Source organism: Microbacterium radiodurans (assembly GCF_008710705.1).
Taxonomy (GTDB): domain Bacteria; phylum Actinomycetota; class Actinomycetes; order Actinomycetales; family Microbacteriaceae; genus Microbacterium; species Microbacterium radiodurans.
Map to the genome: position 1 here is coordinate 358,034 of NZ_VYRZ01000002.1, position 15,773 is coordinate 373,806.

Sequence of the window (15,773 nt, forward strand, 5' to 3'; positions counted from 1 at the left end):
GCCCCCGTCGTGTCGATCAGCAGATCGCCGACGTCACTCGGCGGCAGCCTCGTCGGCGGCCTTCTTCTTGGCGGGCGCCTTCTTGGCCGGGGCCTTCTTCGCGGGAGCCTTCTCGGCTGCCGGCGCCTCATCGGCTGCCGGCGCCTCGTCGGCCTTCTTGGCGGGAGCCTTCTTCGCCGGAGCCTTCTTCGCGGGGGCCTTCTCGGCAGGAGCCTTCTCGGCGGGCGCGTCGTCGGCGGCGTCGGCCGGTGCCTCGTCGGCCGGTGCCTCGTCGGCGTCCTCGGCGACCGCCTCTTCTCCCTCGACGGCGACGAAGCCGGTGAGGTCGACGGGCTTGCCGTCGGTGTCGACGACGCTCACCTTGCCGAGGGCGATCGCGAGCGCCTTGTTGCGGGCGACCTCGCCGACCATGACGGGGAGCTGGTTGTTCTGCTGCAGCGCGTTCACGAACTCCTGCGGAGCCATGCCGTACTGCGCCGACGCCTGGACGAGGTACTGCGTCAGCTCGTCCTGGGAGACCTGCACCTCGTGCGTCTCGGCGATCTTGTCGAGGACCATCTGCGTGCGGAACTGCTTCTCGCTCGCCTCGGTGACCTCGGCACGGTGCGTGTCGTCCTCGAGGCGACCCTCGCCCTCGAGGTGGGCGTGGACCTCGTCCTCGACCAGTCCGGCGGGCACGGGGATGTCAGCCTTCTCGATGAGCGCGTCGACGAGCTTGTCGCGCGCCGCCGCCCCCTGCGTGAACACGCTCTGCTGCGAGACGCGCTCGGCGAGGCTCTCGCGCAGCTCGGCGATCGTGTCGAACTCGCTCGCCATCTGGGCGAAGTCGTCATCGGCCTCGGGGAGCTCGCGCTCCTTGACCGCGGTCACCGTGACGGCGACCTCGGCCTCCTCGCCGGCGTGATCGCCGCCGACGAGCTTCGAGCGGAAGGTGGTGTCCTCGCCGGCCGTCAGGGAGTCGATGGCCTCATCGATGCCCTCGAGCAGCTCGCCCGAGCCGACCTCGTACGACACGCCCTCGGCGCGGTCGATCTCGTTGCCGTCGATCGTGGCGACGAGGTCGAGCTCGACGAAGTCGCCCTTCGCCGCGGGACGGTCGACGGTGACGAGGGTGCCGAAACGGCCGCGCAGGCGGTCGAGCTCCTCATCGATGGCGGCGTCGTCGGTGGCGACGGAGTCGACCTCGATGGTGATCTGGTCGTAGGCGGGCAGTTCGAACTCGGGACGCACGTCGACCTCGACCTCGACCTTCAGGTCACCGGAGAAGTCCTTGTCGCTCGGCCAGTCGACGACCTCGGCCGAGGGACGACCGAGAACGCGCAGCTCGTTGGCGGCGACGGCCTCGCGGTAGAAGGTGTCGAGACCCTCGCTGACCGCGTGCTCGATGACCGCGGTGCGGCCGACGCGCTGGTCGATGATCGGTGCGGGCACCTTGCCCTTGCGGAAGCCGGGGATCTGCACGTCCTGAGCGATGTGCTCGTACGCGTGGGTGATGCTCGGCTTCAGCTCGTCCGGGCTGACCGTGATGTGGAGCTTCACCCGGGTCGGGCTGAGCGTCTCGACGGTGCTGGTGACCATGCCTGTTGTTCTCCTTCATCCGGCCGCACAGGTGCGCGTCCGTTCGGTGGTCTGGGTTCGTGGGGCCGTTGTCGGGGCGACAGGATTTGAACCTGCGGCCTCCCGCTCCCAAAGCGGGCGCTCTACCAAGCTGAGCTACGCCCCGGGCGCAGCACGTGTGCGACGGAAAACGGCCGTGGTCAGTCTAGCCGACGGCATCCGCTAGACTGATCGGGTTGCCGTTCGCGGGCCCACCGGGCGTCGTGCACGGCGATCCCATCCGGTTCCGGCCGGATGCGGGGCTGTAGCTTAGTGGTAAAGCCTCTGTCTTCCAAACAGATGATGCGAGTTCGATTCTCGTCAGCCCCTCCGTCTTCTCGATCCACTCGCCTCGAACGGCGGATCAATCGGTCTCAGCACCGGCGGATTCCGGCGAGTCGATGGATTCGGCGTGCTGCGATGCGAGCTCGAGATACGTCGATGCATTGCGCAGGATGCCGGCGCGCTCCTCATCGGTGAGGGCTCGACGCACCTTCGCCGGAACGCCCGCGACCAGCGAACCGGGCGGGACGACCGTGCCCTCCAGCACCACGGCTCCCCCGGCCACGAGGGAGCCGGCGCCGATGACCGCGCCGCTCAGCACCGTGCTGCTCATGCCGATCAGACAGCCGTCCTCGATCGTGCAGCCGTGGACGACCGCACTGTGCCCGATCGACACGTCGTCACCGATGACCGCCGGCGAGGCGGCATCCACGTGGATGACGACGCCGTCCTGGACATTGGACCGCCGGCCGATCGAGACGGGCGCGCGGTCGCCGCGGATGACGGCGTTGAACCAGACGCTCGACCCCGCGCCGATCGACACCTCGCCGACGAGGCGGGCGCCGTCCGCGACGAACGCGGAAGAATCCAGACGCGGCCGATGCGAGCCGAAGGGACGGATGGAAGCATCGGGAGAGACGGCCACCGTCGTCACATTACCGCTGGTGAGCCGAGCCTTCGCTTGCTTGCGGAATGATCCAGCACGAGTAGCGTTCCATCACGTGCAGGCCGTACCTGCCGAGAAGGAGGCGCAGTCATGACCGACACCAACATCACCACCCCCGCCCTCACGGCCGACCCCGAGGTCGCCGCCGCGACGGCTCAGTTCCTGACCCCGGTGGTCCACAAGATGCAGGCGCTCGTCGTCAACGGCAAGCAGGCGCACTGGAACGTGCGCGGCTCCAACTTCATCGCGATCCACGAGCTCCTCGACTCGGTCGTCGAGCATGCCCAGGAGTACGCCGACACCGCCGCCGAGCGCATCGTGGCCCTCGGCCTTCCGATCGACTCCCGCGTGTCGGCCATCGCCGAGAAGACCACGACCGCCGTTCCGGCCGGCTTCGCGCAGTGGCGCGACGAGATCCGGGCGATCGTCTCCGACATCGACGCGGCCCTCGTCGACCTGCAGGCCGCGATCGACGGTCTGGACGAGGTCGACCTCTCGAGCCAGGATGTCGCGATCGAGATCAAGCGCGGCGTCGACAAGGACCGCTGGTTCCTCCTCGCGCACCTCGCCGAGTGAGGTTCCGCTCCGCCTGAGACGGCGTGAGGGTCTGCCCGTGCGCTCTGCGCCCGGGACGCCCTCACGCCGTTTCGCGTGTCGGACGCTGGCGCCGCTGCGGTGCGCGCTCAGGCGAGGTGCGTGAGCCGACCGGCCAGCAGGGTCGCGGCGACCCGCGTCCCGCGCATCGCCGCGGCCGATCCCGCGGCCAACGGGTCGCGATCCAGCACGACGAGGTCGGCCACGTCTCCCGGCGCGAGGTCCGATCCCGAGTCCGAGCCACCGGCGGTGGAGGCGGCGAGGGCCGTGGCTGCATCGATTCGCTGATGCGGCCGCCACGCCTGCCGGTCATCCCGTGTGCGGAAGACAGCCGCTGCGATGGTCGCCCACGGATCGAGCGCGGCCACCGGAGCATCCGAGCCGAAGAGGAGATTCGTGCCCGCGTCGGCGAGTTCGCGCAGCGGGTAGGCGACGGACGTCTGACCAGACCAATACTCCTCGGCCATGTCTCGATCGTCGACGGCGTGCGAAGGCTGCACGCTCGCCGCCACGCCCAGACGCCCGAAGCGCGGCAGGTCGGCGTGCGCGACGAGCTGCGCGTGCTCGATGGTTCCGGTCGCCCCGGTCGCGGCGAAGGCATCGAGGGCGTGGGTGTTCGCCACATCCCCGATGGCGTGAACGGCGCAGGCTATCCCGGCGCCCGTGGCACGCTGCATCAGCTCGCGCAGCTCACCGGGCGGCACCGTCATGATTCCGAAGTCGGACGCAGCACCGGGATAGTGGTGCGAGCACGCCGCCGTCCGCGTGCCGAGCGAGCCGTCGGTGATCACCTTGAAGGCGCCCATCCGCACCAGCCCCGCCGGATCGATGGCGTCGCCCGTCTGCAGACCGGCGGCGATCGCGCGCTGGAGCGACGAGGCGTAGACGCCGAACGAGATGCGCACCGCGTCGAAGCCGCGTGCCAGGCGGCGATCCCAGGCCTCGGCGTTCCACGCCATATCGAGATCGACCACGCCGACGATCCCGCGGGCCGCCGCCGCGCGCATGGCTTCGTCGACCGCGGCGTCGGCGAGGTCGACGTCGAGGGCGTTGAGCCGTCGCGAGATCTCGAACGCCGGCTCCTCACGGAGGATGCCGTCGGCGGCCGTCATACCCTCGCGCCGCAGCGCGGCGGAGTTGAGCCACACGCTGTGGACGTCGGAATTGATGAGGTACGTCGGCACGTCGCCGGTGACGGCGTCGAGCAGCTCCAGGGTCGGCACGTCGGACCACAGCGCATCCCGATATCCCGATCCGACACGGCGGCCGTCGTCGCCGACGTCGGAGGCCGCCATCCGTGCCGCCGCCTCCCCGGCCGATGCGATCCCGTCCAGCTCGACGCGACGCGAGGCGAGCGCCCACTGCACGGTGTGCACGTGATGATCCCAGAGCCCCGGCACGAGCCAGCCCCCGGCGCCGTCGAGCACGGCGCCGCGTCGCGGCAGCGCGTTCGCCGGGGCGATGTCGAGGATCGCCCGCCCGTCGGGGTGCGCACCGCCCAGGTGCACGTCGACGAGCTCGTCGCCGAAGGGGTCGGTGCGCCCGGGCCCCGTCAGGCGCACGTCGGCCACGACGTCCACGGCGTCGCCGCGCGCGAGGCTCATCGCCCCTCGCCGATCCGCGAGCGCGTCTCCGAGCCCGGCGACGGCGCCGCCGCGCGCGCTGCGCGCAGCGCGTCGTGCGCGCGGCGCATCTCCGCACCCAGCCGCGCGTCGGCGTAGGGGGTGTCTCCCGACTCGACCCGGGCGATGATCTCGTCGACGACGTCGTCGGGGCGGTTCTGGCTGAGCTTCCGCTTCGCGGTGACCCGCGTCGGCGTCAGCCGGAATCCGACTGTTCCGCGTTCGAGGCGCCTGACGAAGTCCTCGTCGTTCGGAGGCGCCCACATGCCGCGCGGTTCGGCGAGCCCCGACTCGAACCGGTCGACGAGCCGTTCGAGCACGCGCAGATTCTCCCCCGGCGCCAGGAGTTCCGGGATGCCGGCGAGGTGCACCGACACGAAGTTCCACGTCGGAACAGCGGGAACGTCGCCGTACCACGCCGGCGACACATATCCATGGGGCCCCTGCACGACGACGAGGAGCTCGCGCTCCCCCAGCCCGTGCACGAGGTCGTCGGGCCGACCGACGTGTCCGACGATCGTGAGGTCGTCGCGCTCGTGATCGAGGAGCACCGCGTAGTGCGAGGCGACGAGCCCGTCGTCGGTGGCGCTCACGAGGGTGACCCACGGGTTCTCGTCGATCACGCGTCTCAGCTCACCGGCATCCGTCATGGCGAAGCTGGGATTCTGTCTCATCGGATCACCTCTGGCAGTTCGGGCACCAATACAGCTTGCGCGCGGCCATCTCCTCGAGCACGATCGCGGTGCCGCACACGCGGCACGGCAGCCCGGCACGGTGGTAGACCCAGTGCCGGTCGTCACGACTGGCCATCGCGCGCCGGTAGGCCTCGGGGTCGAGGTCGTCCATGGTCATCATCTGACCCGTCTCGATGCCGATCGCCAGCAGCCGCACCCAGTCCCGCCAGAGCCCGCGGACGACCTCCTCGAGCACGTCGCGGCCGGGCGTGTGCGGGTTCAGCCGTGCCCGGAAGAGCATCTCGGCCCGGTAGACGTTGCCGATGCCGCTCACGACGTTCTGGTCCATGAGCAGCAGGCCGATCGGGGTCGGCTTGCGCCGGACGACGGCCACGAAGCGCTCCTCGCCCTCGGCCGGGTCTCCCACGAGGGGGTCGGGACCGAGCTTCGTGATCGCGGCGAGCACCTCGTCGGGCGTCTGCAGCTGGCACGCGGTGGGGCCGCGCAGGTCGGCGCAGGTCACGTCGGTCAGCAGGCGCAGTCGCACCTGGCCCACCACCGGCGGCGGCCATTCCGCCTCGGCCTCGCCATCGGCGCCGAGACCGGTGGTCTGCTCGCTCATCCGCACCCGCACGCGGGAGCGGCGGGGCGCACCGATGGAGCTGAGCGAGTTCTCCCCCGCGTCGTCGTACACGCGATCGATGTCGGTCCCGCGCTGGTTCGTCTGCCCCATCCGTCCGTTCGCCGAGGCGATCGTCGGGTCGGCGAGGATCTCGCCGGCGAAGTCCCACGCGCCGTACATGCCGAGATGAACCCGCAGCCAGACTTCGTTCTCGAACGCGAGGAACATCTGCTTGCCGACGGCCCTCACCTCGACGGCCTCTCGCCCGTCGAGCACCGCCGCGCCTTCGGCGAACCGGCCCTGCGGGCTCGAGGCCCGAACGGGACGTCCGACGATGTTGCGATCGAACTGCCGGGCGATGCGGTGGACGGAATGCCCCTCGGGCATCAGCCCGCTTCCGGGTCGAACGTGTCGGATGCCGGCAGGGGCGACGCCCCGGTCGAGCCGGACGCGCGGGGGTCGGGCTCGAGACTGCCGTCCGCCTCGTAGGCGGCGAGCTGGCCGATCCGCCGAGCGTGACGCTCCTCGCCGCTGAACGGCGTCGCGATGAAGCGATCGATGAAGGTCACCGCTTCATCGAACGTGTGCTGACGGGCGCCGATCGAAATGACGTTCGCGTCGTTGTGCTCGCGCGCGAGCTCGGCGGTCGCGAGGTTCCACACGAGCGCCGCACGAACGCCGTGCACCTTGTTCGCCGCGATCTGCTCGCCGTTGCCCGAGCCGCCGAAGACGACACCGAGGGTGTCGACGCCGGCCTGCTGATCGCGCACCACCGCCTGGGCGGCGCGGATGCAGAACGCGGGGTAGTCGTCCACCGGGTCGTATTCGAGCGGGCCGTGGTCGACGACGTCGTGTCCCGCGGCGGCGAGGTGGTGCTGGAGCTGGGTCGAGAACTCGAGACCGGCGTGGTCGGTCGCGATATGGATGCGCATGACCCCATCCTAGGAACCCGCGACCCGCGAGCGCGTAGGCTGGCACGGTTGCCGCCGGCGCCAGCAGCGCACGGCCACGGACCCTCACCCCGACCCTGGGAGCATTGAACGTGCCTGGAGAGAACCTCACCCGCGTCGAAGCGCACGAGCGCCGCGCGATCGTCGACACGCAGTCCTACGACATCGCACTCGACCTGACCGTCGGGGCGGAGGTGTTCCGCTCCCGCACCGTGATCCGCTTCGCCGCGACCGAGGGCGCCGCGACCTTCGTCGACCTCATCGCCCGCGACGTGCGCGAGATCACCCTGAACGGCCGCGCGATCGACCCCGCCGCGTTCAGCGACTCCCGCATCGCGCTCGACGGGCTCGCCGCGCAGAACGAGCTCATCGTCGACGCCGACTGCCTCTACACGAACACCGGCGAGGGCCTCCACCGCTTCGTCGACCCGGTCGACGGCGAGGTGTACCTCTACTCGCAGTTCGAGGTGCCCGACTCCCGCCGCGTCTTCGCCGTGTTCGAGCAGCCCGACCTCAAGGCCGAGTTCCGCTTCACGGTCACCGCCCCCGCCGAGTGGAAGGTCGTGTCCAACTCGGCGACCCCCGAGCCGGTCGTCGGCGACGGCGGCATAGCGACGTGGGCGTTCGAGCCCACCCCGCGCATCTCGTCGTACATCACCGCTCTGGTCGCGGGCCCCTACGAGCAGGTCTTCTCGGAGCTCACGAGCGCGGACGGCCGCATCATCCCCCTGGGCGTCTACGCCCGCAAGAGCCTCTGGCAGCACCTGGACGCCGACTACGTCTTCGAGAAGACGCGACAGGGCTTCGCCTACTTCGAGGGGAAGTTCGGCGTTCCCTACCCGTTCGCCAAGTACGACCAGCTCTTCGTGCCGGAGTTCAACGCCGGCGCGATGGAGAACGCGGGCGCGGTGACGTTCACCGAGACCTACGTGTTCCGCTCGAAGGTCACCGACGCCGTCAAGGAGCGCCGCGTCGTGACGATCCTCCACGAGCTCGCCCACATGTGGTTCGGCGACCTGGTGACGATGAAGTGGTGGAACGACCTCTGGCTCAACGAGTCGTTCGCCGAGTGGGCCTCCACCATCGCGACGGCCGAGGCCACCGAGTGGACCGAAGCGTGGACCACCTTCAACGCGATGGAGAAGACCTGGGCCTACCGCCAGGACCAGCTCCCCTCGACGCATCCCGTGGTCGCCACCATCGACGACCTCGAGGACGTGCAGGTCAACTTCGACGGCATCACGTACGCCAAGGGCGGCTCGGTGCTCAAGCAGCTCGCCGCGTGGGTCGGCGTCGAGGCCTTCTTCGCCGGCGTCTCGGCCTATTTCCGCAAGCACGCCTGGGGCAACACCGAGCTCTCCGACCTGCTGACCGAGCTCGAGGCCACGAGCGGTCGCGAGCTCGCGACCTGGTCGAAGAAGTGGCTCGAGACCGCAGGCGTCAACACCCTCGAGCCCGAGATCGCGACGGATGCCGACGGCACCATCACGCGGTTCGCGATCGTCCAGACCGCACCCGCCGACTACCCGACCATCCGGCCGCACCGCCTCGGCGTCGGCTTCTACTCGCTGCAGGACGGTGCGCTCGTGCGCACCCACCACGTCGAGCTCGACGTGGACGGGGACCTGACCGAGGTCCCCGAGCTCAAGGGGCGGCGTCAGCCCGACCTCGTCCTCCTCAACGACGACGATCTCGCCTACGCGAAGATCCGCCTCGACGAGCGCTCGCTGCGGACGGCCGTCGAGCACCTGGCGAAGATCAGCGACCCGCTCGCCCGCTCGCTCGTGTGGGGCGCCGCGTGGGACCAGACGCGCGACGCCGAGGCCTCGGCCACCGACTACATCGACCTCGTCCTGCGCAACATCGGCACCGAGACGGAGTCGACGACGGTGCGGACGACGCTCGCGCAGCTCCAGCTCGCCGCGAACTCCTACGTCGCCCCCGAGAGCCGAGCGAGCGCTCGCACGCGGGTCGCCGAGGGTCTGTGGACGCTCGCCGAGCAGGCCGAAGCCGGCAGCGACAGCCAGCTGCAGTTCGTCACGGCGTTCGCCTCCGCCGCGGCCAGCCCCCAGCACGCCGCGACGGTCCGCGCACTGCGCACGGGCGAAGCCACCCTGCCGGGACTCGAGATCGACGCCGACCTGTCGTGGGCGCTCCTCGTCTCGCTCGCGGCCTCCGGTGCCGTGGACGCGCCGGAGATCGACGCCGCGCTCGCGGGTGACAACACGGCCAAGGGCGGCGAGTTCGCCGCGCAGGCGCGGGCGGCACTGCCGACCGCCGAGGCGAAGCGCGCCGCGTGGGCCTCGCTCGTCGAGCGCGACGACCTCCCCAACACGGTCGTCCGATCCGCAGCCGTCGGCTTCACCCACCCGGCCGGCGTCGATCTGCTCGAGCCGTTCGTCGCCGAGTACTTCCGGATGCTGCTGCCGATCTGGGAGTCGCGGAGCTACCAGATCGCGCAGTACCTCATCGTCGGCCTGTACCCCGCGACGCTGGCGAACGTGGCGCTGCGCGATGCGACGCGGGCCTGGCTCGTCGAGCACGCCGACGCCCCGGCCGCACTCCGCCGTCTCGTCGCCGAGAACCTCGCCGGCACCGAGAGAGCCCTGTCGGTTCAGGAGCGCGACGCGCAGGGCTGACCGGACGGGATCCGTCGAACGCAGGAGGGGTGTCGTACCGCGGTACGACACCCCTCCTCCGTTCGCGGCACCCCGGAGGGACGACGTCGCGGCATCCGCGTCGATAGCGTGAAGCCATGATCGTTGCAGAAGGCCTCACCAAGAGGTACGGAGACAAGACCGCCGTCGACGGAGTGAGCTTCACCGTGCAGTCGGGGAAGGTGACGGGATTCCTCGGACCGAACGGAGCGGGCAAGTCGACGACGATGCGGATGATCGTCGGCCTCGACCGGCCGTCATCGGGAAGCGTCACGATCGACGGTCGCGACTACCGCTCGCTGCGGTCGCCGCTGACCGAGGTGGGCATCCTCCTCGACGCGAAGGCGGTCCACACCGGCCGGAGTGCGCGCAACCACCTCCGCGCGATGGCGGCGACGCACGGCATCCCCCGCGCCCGCGTCGACGAGGTGATCGAGATCACCGGACTCAGCTCGGTCGCCCGAAAGCGCGCCGGCAAGTTCTCGCTCGGCATGGGGCAGCGGCTCGGCATCGCCGCGGCGCTCCTCGGCGACCCGCAGACGCTGATCCTGGACGAGCCCGTGAACGGCCTCGACCCCGAGGGCGTGCGATGGGTGCGCGAGTTCGTCCGCGGTCAGGCCGCACAGGGGCGGACGGTGCTGCTCTCCAGCCATCTCATGAGCGAGATGGCGCTGACCGCCGACCACGTGATCGTCCTCGGTCGCGGTCGCGTCCTCGCCGACGCGACCATCGACGAGCTCGTGCGGGCGTGGACGAGCAACACCGTGAGCGTCCGCAGCCCGCGCGCGGACGACCTCGCTCGCGCCCTCGCCGGACCCGACGTCGCCGTCACCTCGGTGGAGCCCGGTGTGCTCCAGATCGCCGGCGCCAGCGCCGCCCTGATCGGCGACACCGCGGCGGCCCACGGCATCGCGCTCCACGAACTCACCCCGCGCGCCGGGTCGCTCGAGGACGCCTACCTCGCCCTCACCGAGGGCTCGGTCGAGTACCAGACGAAGGGAGCCGTGCGATGAGCGCGACCACCGTGCAGACCCCGGCGCCGCGGCGCGCCACCGCTTCGGCCGAGCGCCTGTCGTTCGGCCGCGTCGTGCGCAGCGAGACCATCAAGCTCCTGACCCTTCGATCCACCTGGTGGTCGCTCGGCGTCACGGCGGCACTCGCCGTCGGCATCTCGCTCCTCATGGCGTGGGCCTCGACCGACTTCGGGGGCGGCTTCAACCCCGTGGTCGCGATCACAGCGCCGATGCAGTTCACGATGCTCGTCGCGGGCATCCTCGGGGCCATGGCCATCACCGGCGAGTACTCGACCGGCATGATCCGCTCGACCCTCACCGCCGAGCCCCGTCGGGGCGTCGTCCTCGCCGCCAAGGCTCTCGTCGTCGGCCTCCTCCTCGCGCTGACCACCGTCGTGACCTCGGCCGTGTCGATCGCAGCCTCGGCGCCGATCTTCGGCGCGGACGGCATCGACTGGAGCGACCCCGAGCAGTCGGTCGTCCCGCTCGCGATGGGCGTCCTCGCCATGGCGTCGTTCGCACTCCTCGGGCTCGGCTGGGGATTCATCATCCGCAGCGGCGCCGGTGCGATCGCCGCGACCGTCGGCATCCTCTTCGTCCTGCCGATCGTGCTGAGCCTCTTCACGTTCGGCGGCGAGGCGTGGGCCTGGATCGTCGACCTGTCGAAGTACCTCCCCGCCTCCGCCGCGCAGACCGTGTCGGTGCCCGGGGCCGAGGACTTCTGGGTGGGTGTCGTGACGCTCCTCGCCTGGCCCGCCGCGGCCCTGCTCGGCGGCTGGGCGGTCCTGCGCTCGCGCGACGCGTAGGGTCGACGCGTGACCCCGGCAAGCCGCAGCTCATCGTCCGCGGACGACGAGCTGCGGCTTCCGCGTTCCCCGGGCGTCATCCGGCGGTTCTGGTCGCGGCATCCGAGGACCGCCGACGTCCTCATCGCGATCTTCTGCCTGCTGCTGACCCTCGGTCCCGCGAACGCCTTCTCCCGGCTGGCCCCGCCGGCGACCGGCATCGCCGCGATGTGGCCCGTCACCGGGCCGCTCGTCGTCGGGCTGAGCGTCCTCGGGTGCGCGGGACTGCTCCTGCGGCGCCGCTTTCCGGTCCTCGTCTTCGCCGGTGGCGTCGTCGTCGTGCTCGCGTCGCTGTTCGCACCGGCTCCGATCGGCGGGCCGCTCCTGTGCTTCGCCGCGTACGCGGTGGCCGTCTATCGCAGCGCCCGGGTGTGCCTGATCGTCGCCGCGATCGCGGCGACGCTCGTCCTGGGCGCTGCCGTCCCCCTCGGCGTGTCGGGAGCGATTCCCTCGACGATCGCGTGGAACGCGATCGTCGGCGAGACGTTCGGCATCGTCCTCGGCGGCTTGATCGGCGCCAACGTCGGGAACCGCAAGCGCTACGTCGCAGCACTCATCGAGCGGTCCCGGCAACTCGTCATCGAGCGCGACCAGCAGGCGCTGCTCGCCGCGTCGGGGGAACGCGAGCGCATCGCGCGAGAGCTCCACGACATCGTCGCCCACTCGCTCACCGTCATGGTCGCCCTCGCCGAGGGCGTCGCCGCGTCGTCCGACCCGGAACGGACCCGCCCCGGCGCGAGCGCGATCGCGGCGACGGGACGAGGAGCGCTCCGCGACATGCGAGCGACGCTCGGCGTCCTCCGCGACGCCGATGCGCCGCCGCTCACCCCGCTCGTGCGCGATACGACCGCCGAGACGGTCGCCTCCGCGCGCGCCGCCGGCTACGAGGCGACGCTCACCGTGGCGGGCGATCCGGCCGCGCTCGGAGCCGCGACCCAGCTCGCCGTCTCGCGCGTCGTCCAGGAGGGCGTCACGAACGCCATGCGCCACGCGACGGGAGCACGTCGCATCGACGTCTCCGTCGCCTACGGGCCCGATGAGGTCGCCGTCGAGGTGACCGACGACGGCGACCCGGTCGATGCGACCACTCCCGGCGGATACGGACTGCGCGGGCTGCGGGAGAGAGTCGAACTCGCCGGCGGACGTGTGTCGGCGGGACGACGGCACGGACGAGGGTGGCGCGTGCGAGCGGCGCTGCCCCGTCGCGACGAGGACCGCGTCCGATCCGAGGAGAACGAATGACCCACCCCGCGCCTGCCACCATCCGCGTGCTCATCGTGGACGACCAGTCGCTCATCCGATTGGGCTTCCGCATGGTCCTCGACGCCGATCCGGGCATCGAGGTCGTCGGCGAGGCCGCGGACGGCGCCGCGGGTCTCGCCGCGGTCGCGTCGCTGCATCCCGATGTCGTCCTCATGGACGTGCGGATGCCGGGAATGGACGGCATCGAGGCGACGCGCCGCATCACGGCGGAGCACCCCGCGGCAGCCGTGCTCGTGCTCACGACCTTCGACCTGGACGAGTACGCCTTCGGCGCCATCCGGGCGGGCGCCGGCGGATTCCTCCTCAAGGATGCCCGCGGCGACGAGCTCGTGGCGGCCGTGCGCGCGGTGGCCGCCGGCGACGCCACGCTCTCGCCCCGCGTGACGCGCCGGATGATCGAGCTCTTCGGAGCCGCAGGCCTGCCCACGGCCTCGTCGCGCACCGACGCCCTCACCGGTCGCGAGCAGGAGGTCCTCGACGCGATGGCCGCCGGCATGACGAACCCGGAGATCGCGGCGCGGCTCTTCCTCAGCGAATCGACCGTCAAGACGCACATCGGGCGGATCCTGACGAAGCTCCCCGCCCGTGATCGCGTGCATGCCGTGCTCATCGCCCACGGCCTCGCCGAGCCCGCGATCGGTCCGTGACGCGCGCCGCCTCGCCCGGGCGCTCTCGGCCGGCGCCGAGGAAGGGCTCATTAGGATCGGATCGATGACGCCGCTCGACACCGCTCCCGACGCCCCAGCCCCCGACGCCGGCGCGTTCTGGGAGTTCCTCTCCGACGACTTCCTGCGCTTCCTGCGGGAAGCCGGCATGAACCTTCTCGGCGTCGCCGCCGTGATCGTCGGCAGCCTCGTCGTCGCGTGGATCATGCGACGTCTCATCGGGCGCGTCGTCGACCGGATCGTGCGCGGTGCGAAGTCGCGCGCCGAGGCCGAGGACACCCGGGCGATCGACATGTCACCGCTCGCCCAGGTCCGCGTCGTGCAGCGGACGCGGACGCTCGGGTCCATCCTCGGCAACATCGTGAACGTCACGATCGTGATCATCGCGGTGCTGATGATCGTCTTCATCGTGAACCCCGGCATCATCGGGTCCTTCACCCTGCTGTCGGCCGCGATCGGCGCCGGCCTCGGCTTCGGCGCCCAGAACATCGTCAAGGACGTCCTCAACGGCATGTTCATCGTCGCCGAGGACCAGATCGGCATCGGCGACGTCGTCGACCTGGGCCTCGCCACCGGCATCGTCGAGTACGTCAGCGTCCGGGTCACCCACGTCCGCGACGTCAACGGGACGCTCTGGTTCGTGCGCAACGGCGAGATCACCCGCATCGGCAACATGTCGCAGGGGTGGTCGCGGGTCATCATCGACCTCGCCGTCCCCGCCGATGCGGACGTCGAGGAGGTCGAGTCGCGGATGCTGCGCGCCGCCAAGGACCTCGCGCACGAGGGCAAGTGGCGCAGCCGCATCATCGAGAAGCCGGAGATCTGGGGACTGGAGTCGATCGGTGGGGACGCCCTCGTCATCCGCCTCGTCGTGAAGACCCGTCCGAATGCGAAGGACGACGTCGCACGCGCCCTGCGCATGCGGCTGAAGCGCACGATCGACGAGATGGGCGTGCAGCTGCCGCAGCTGAACTCCATCGTCCTCACCGGCTTCGAGGGCGCCCAGAGCATCCGCGGCGCGAATCCGCCGCAGACGAGGCCGCAGCCGGTGACTCCACCGCCGTCGGCGCGGCCGCAGTGGCGGCCCAAGAAGAGGAAGCCGGCCGCCGCGCCGTCGAAGCCGGACGACGAGGAGAACCCGACGTGAGCGAACCGCTGAGCTTCTACGACGAGGTCGGCGGACGCCCGACCTTCGAGCGCCTCGTCACCGTCTTCTACCGCGAAGTGGCAACGGACGACGTGCTGCGCCCCATGTACCCCGAAGCCGATCTCGCCCCCGCGGCGGACCGGCTGCTGCTTTTCCTCCAGCAGTACTGGGGCGGTCCCTCGACCTACGGCGAGACCCGTGGTCATCCCCGCCTGCGCATGCGCCACCGTCCGTTCCACATCGACCCGGACGCGCGGGACCGCTGGTTGCGTCACATGCGGACGGCGCTCGACGAGCTCGACCTGTCGCCGCTCCACGAGGCGACCCTGTGGGACTACCTCGAGCGCGCGGCGCACGCGATGGTCAACACCTTCGAGCCGGCGGGCATCGGCCCGCGCCGCGAGGGGCCGGGCACGACCATTCCGCTTCACCCCGCCTCGGAGGCGTGAGCGTCCCGGTGGGCTGAGCCGCCGGCCGCCCGATCAGGCCGACCGGCCGGTCGCTCGGACGGGGGTCAGGCCGAGCGCGACCGGACCCCGCGAGAGGACGTGGCCGCGCGCGAACGTCACGCGCGCCCACGCGTCGGTGCGACGGATGACCGGCCGCTCCTCCCCCGCGATGAACCCGAGTCCGAACGCCGCGAACGCGACGCCGAGCGGGAGGCCCGCGAGTGCGTCGTCCGAACGCCCCCAGACCTCGGAGCGGATGCGGTGGACCACCTCGTCGCCGGCCCCGGGAGGCAGCGCTTCGGCCACGGCTGCGATGCCCCACTGCGCCCGCGCGGCGATCTCCGCGGCGGCGAGGTCGCCCTCCGCCCGCCAGCCTGCGCGCGGCGGCGAGATCCCGACCCAGGTCGCCGTGGTGGCCGTCTCGGGGAGCCGCAGCGAGCCGGCATCCCGGTCGGGGACGAGCGCGGCGCCGTCGATGACGAGATCGCACTCGAGCTCGGGATCGACGCGCGCGGTGCGCATCCCGAGCACCAGGGGCGTCGGGTCGGCGAGCGAACGCGGTGAGACCGGCGCGCACGTGGCGACGAGGAGACCATCGCGAGCCTGCAGCCGCAGCGTTCCGTCACCCAGCCGCGCCGTTCGATGCGCGAAGGTCAGGACGTCCCGGGCGGTGGCGGGCTCGGGGAAGATCAGCCGGGCAGACATCCGTCCTAGACTACCGAGGGCC

General features: G+C 71.2%; 15 protein-coding genes and 2 tRNA genes. 9 read left to right on the top strand and 8 right to left on the bottom strand.

What is annotated here, in order from left to right; genetic code table 11:
* Positions 1-33: 33 nt before the first annotated feature.
* Positions 34-1,578: a trigger factor gene (gene tig / locus F6B42_RS07450; RefSeq protein WP_150418995.1), complete on the bottom strand. Its 1,545-nt coding sequence runs from the start codon at positions 1,576-1,578 to the stop codon at positions 34-36.
* Between the two features lie 71 nt (positions 1,579-1,649).
* Positions 1,650-1,723 (bottom strand) — tRNA-Pro (locus F6B42_RS07455).
* Between the two features lie 132 nt (positions 1,724-1,855).
* On the opposite strand from F6B42_RS07455, the gene F6B42_RS07460 reads away from it, so the two are divergent.
* A tRNA-Gly gene (locus tag F6B42_RS07460) sits at positions 1,856-1,926 on the top strand.
* A gap of 34 nt (positions 1,927-1,960) precedes the next feature.
* On the opposite strand, the gene F6B42_RS07465 is transcribed toward F6B42_RS07460, so the two are convergent.
* Complete coding sequence (locus F6B42_RS07465; protein WP_150418996.1) at positions 1,961-2,524, bottom strand: gamma carbonic anhydrase family protein; 564 nt, start codon at positions 2,522-2,524, stop codon at positions 1,961-1,963.
* A 111-nt stretch (positions 2,525-2,635) separates the two neighbouring features.
* Between F6B42_RS07465 and F6B42_RS07470 the strand changes: the two genes are divergently transcribed.
* The gene (locus F6B42_RS07470) at positions 2,636-3,121 is read left to right on the top strand and encodes a Dps family protein (protein ID WP_150418997.1); all 486 of its coding nucleotides are present in this window, start codon (positions 2,636-2,638) and stop codon (positions 3,119-3,121) included.
* A 107-nt stretch (positions 3,122-3,228) separates the two neighbouring features.
* On the opposite strand, the gene F6B42_RS07475 is transcribed toward F6B42_RS07470, so the two are convergent.
* From F6B42_RS07475 to F6B42_RS07490, 4 genes are read right to left on the bottom strand one after another with little or no spacing between them, the layout of a single operon-like run.
* A complete protein-coding gene (locus F6B42_RS07475; RefSeq protein WP_150418998.1) occupies positions 3,229-4,743 on the bottom strand; it encodes an amidohydrolase in 1,515 nt (504 codons plus the stop codon).
* Positions 4,740-5,435 (bottom strand): FMN-binding negative transcriptional regulator, encoded by a 696-nt coding sequence (locus tag F6B42_RS07480; RefSeq protein WP_150418999.1) that lies wholly within the window; start codon positions 5,433-5,435, stop codon positions 4,740-4,742. Before F6B42_RS07480 ends, F6B42_RS07475 begins: the two co-directional genes overlap by 4 nt.
* Before the next feature lie 4 nt (positions 5,436-5,439).
* Positions 5,440-6,444: an Fpg/Nei family DNA glycosylase gene (locus tag F6B42_RS07485; protein ID WP_150419000.1), complete on the bottom strand. Its 1,005-nt coding sequence runs from the start codon at positions 6,442-6,444 to the stop codon at positions 5,440-5,442.
* Positions 6,444-6,989 (bottom strand): ribose-5-phosphate isomerase, encoded by a 546-nt coding sequence (locus tag F6B42_RS07490; protein ID WP_150419001.1) that lies wholly within the window; start codon positions 6,987-6,989, stop codon positions 6,444-6,446. Before F6B42_RS07490 ends, F6B42_RS07485 begins: the two co-directional genes overlap by 1 nt.
* 110 nt (positions 6,990-7,099) lie before the next feature.
* Here F6B42_RS07490 and pepN point away from each other — a divergent pair, with 110 nt between their 5' ends.
* The 7 genes from pepN to F6B42_RS07525 all read left to right on the top strand — a co-directional run bounded on the left by pepN (position 7,100) and on the right by F6B42_RS07525 (position 15,046).
* Entirely contained in the window at positions 7,100-9,646 is a 2,547-nt protein-coding gene (gene pepN / locus F6B42_RS07495; RefSeq protein ID WP_150419002.1) for an aminopeptidase N, read from the top strand.
* A gap of 116 nt (positions 9,647-9,762) precedes the next feature.
* Positions 9,763-10,677: an ABC transporter ATP-binding protein gene (locus F6B42_RS07500; RefSeq protein ID WP_150419003.1), complete on the top strand. Its 915-nt coding sequence runs from the start codon at positions 9,763-9,765 to the stop codon at positions 10,675-10,677.
* Entirely contained in the window at positions 10,674-11,483 is an 810-nt protein-coding gene (locus F6B42_RS07505) for an ABC transporter permease subunit (RefSeq protein WP_150419004.1), read from the top strand. Before F6B42_RS07500 ends, F6B42_RS07505 begins: the two co-directional genes overlap by 4 nt.
* A 9-nt stretch (positions 11,484-11,492) precedes the next feature.
* Entirely contained in the window at positions 11,493-12,764 is a 1,272-nt protein-coding gene (locus F6B42_RS07510; RefSeq protein WP_223878399.1) for a sensor histidine kinase, read from the top strand.
* On the top strand, positions 12,761-13,432 hold the full coding sequence (locus tag F6B42_RS07515; protein WP_150419005.1) for a response regulator: 672 nt from the start codon (positions 12,761-12,763) through the stop codon (positions 13,430-13,432). Before F6B42_RS07510 ends, F6B42_RS07515 begins: the two co-directional genes overlap by 4 nt.
* Before the next feature lie 64 nt (positions 13,433-13,496).
* A complete protein-coding gene (locus tag F6B42_RS07520; protein ID WP_150419006.1) occupies positions 13,497-14,597 on the top strand; it encodes a mechanosensitive ion channel family protein in 1,101 nt (366 codons plus the stop codon).
* Entirely contained in the window at positions 14,594-15,046 is a 453-nt protein-coding gene (locus tag F6B42_RS07525; protein WP_191089302.1) for a globin, read from the top strand. The genes F6B42_RS07520 and F6B42_RS07525 overlap by 4 nt, the downstream gene beginning before the upstream one ends.
* Before the next feature lie 33 nt (positions 15,047-15,079).
* Here the strand turns inward: F6B42_RS07525 and F6B42_RS07530 are convergent, their stop codons facing one another.
* Positions 15,080-15,751: a hypothetical protein gene (locus F6B42_RS07530; protein WP_150419007.1), complete on the bottom strand. Its 672-nt coding sequence runs from the start codon at positions 15,749-15,751 to the stop codon at positions 15,080-15,082.
* Between the last annotated feature and the right edge of the window lie 22 nt (positions 15,752-15,773).

Coding starts and splice junctions, on each gene's coding strand:
- F6B42_RS07505 (WP_150419004.1), top strand. CDS start 10,674: ATGAGCGCGACCACCGTGCAGACCCCGGCGCCGCGGCGCGCCACCGCT.
- F6B42_RS07500 (WP_150419003.1), top strand. CDS start 9,763: ATGATCGTTGCAGAAGGCCTCACCAAGAGGTACGGAGACAAGACCGCC.
- F6B42_RS07530 (WP_150419007.1), bottom strand. CDS start 15,751: ATGTCTGCCCGGCTGATCTTCCCCGAGCCCGCCACCGCCCGGGACGTC.
- F6B42_RS07520 (WP_150419006.1), top strand. CDS start 13,497: ATGACGCCGCTCGACACCGCTCCCGACGCCCCAGCCCCCGACGCCGGC.
- F6B42_RS07475 (WP_150418998.1), bottom strand. CDS start 4,743: ATGAGCCTCGCGCGCGGCGACGCCGTGGACGTCGTGGCCGACGTGCGC.
- F6B42_RS07490 (WP_150419001.1), bottom strand. CDS start 6,989: ATGCGCATCCATATCGCGACCGACCACGCCGGTCTCGAGTTCTCGACC.
- F6B42_RS07485 (WP_150419000.1), bottom strand. CDS start 6,444: ATGCCCGAGGGGCATTCCGTCCACCGCATCGCCCGGCAGTTCGATCGC.
- F6B42_RS07470 (WP_150418997.1), top strand. CDS start 2,636: ATGACCGACACCAACATCACCACCCCCGCCCTCACGGCCGACCCCGAG.
- tig (WP_150418995.1), bottom strand. CDS start 1,578: ATGGTCACCAGCACCGTCGAGACGCTCAGCCCGACCCGGGTGAAGCTC.
- F6B42_RS07515 (WP_150419005.1), top strand. CDS start 12,761: ATGACCCACCCCGCGCCTGCCACCATCCGCGTGCTCATCGTGGACGAC.
- F6B42_RS07480 (WP_150418999.1), bottom strand. CDS start 5,435: ATGAGACAGAATCCCAGCTTCGCCATGACGGATGCCGGTGAGCTGAGA.